Annotated in this window: 1 protein-coding gene; it reads left to right on the top strand. The window is 35.1% G+C overall.

Translation table 11 applies throughout. The features are described 5' to 3' along the window. Window positions 1-465, top strand: a 465-nt coding sequence (locus F0L74_RS34680; RefSeq protein ID WP_188316288.1) for a hypothetical protein, incomplete at both ends; no start/stop codon positions are given.

The raw sequence follows: 465 nt of genomic DNA, 5'->3' as shown, positions 1-465 counted from the left end.
CGATCCGCAGGAGCTGATTCAGCAGAGGATGCATTGAAGTATCAAACAGGTACTGATAATGCAGTAACTGGGTTCCTGTCATTAATCTGTGGAGGATTATGTACTTTATTTGGTTTGAAAAATAGTGTAAAGTATAAGCCAGCGTCCGACTGCTTGTTTAAGGAAATTACAAATGGCATGAAAATGTCAAATGTATGTTTTATATTTTTAAAAAATGTGATGTCTGTTATTGGCGATATGAAGGCTTATATAGTCTCGTATTTATATCCAGGTTTTAATGCAGCAGAGAGTTTGATGGAAGGTAAGGATATAATTGAAAAATGGGCTGAACATTCGTTATCGTTGTTGGAGCCTCATGTTGCACAGAATATTAAGTACGATAGAAAACTTCAAATTAGTTTATTGGATTGTTATGCTTTTGGTAAAATTTTAAAAGTTAAGGCGTTGTCTACGCAGTATCCAGCT

This window comes from Chitinophaga agrisoli, from assembly GCF_008386695.1.
GTDB lineage: Bacteria > Bacteroidota > Bacteroidia > Chitinophagales > Chitinophagaceae > Chitinophaga > Chitinophaga agrisoli.
The sequence above is the reverse complement of the archived record's forward strand: the minus strand, read 5'-3'. Positions and strand labels throughout refer to the sequence as shown.